The following is a 425-nucleotide window of genomic DNA, read 5'->3' as shown; positions in this document are numbered from 1 at the left end:
CGTAACAAGGTAACCGTAGGGGAACCTGCGGTTGGATCACCTCCTTACCTTAAAGAACCTGCCTTTGTAGTGCTCACACAGATTGTCTGATGAAAGTAAAGAAGCAAGGCGTCTTGCGATTGAGACTTCAGTGTCCCCTTCGTCTAGAGGCCCAGGACACCGCCCTTTCACGGCGGTAACAGGGGTTCGAATCCCCTAGGGGACGCCACTTGCTGGTTCGTGAGTGAAAGACGCGCGCCGACATATCTCAAAACTCATCTTCGGGTGACGTTTGAGATATTTGCTCTTTAAAAATCTGGATCAAGCTGAAAATTGAAACGACACACAGTCAATGTGTGTTCGAGTCTCTCAAATTTTCGCAATCAGAAGTGAAACATCTTCGGGTTGTGAGGTTAAGCGACTAAGCGTACACGGTGGATGCCCTG

1 tRNA gene is annotated in these 425 nt (G+C 48.9%); it reads left to right on the top strand.

Features of this window, described 5'->3' with window-relative positions:
- Nucleotides 1-132: 132 nt before the first annotated feature.
- Nucleotides 133-208 (top strand) — tRNA-Glu (locus PGR23_RS24435).
- Nucleotides 209-425: the final 217 nt, after the last annotated feature.

Source organism: Klebsiella sp. 141162 (assembly GCF_050600755.1).
Taxonomy (GTDB): Bacteria; Pseudomonadota; Gammaproteobacteria; order Enterobacterales; family Enterobacteriaceae; genus Klebsiella; species Klebsiella aerogenes.
This window is presented reverse-complemented; position numbering and strand designations above follow the sequence as displayed.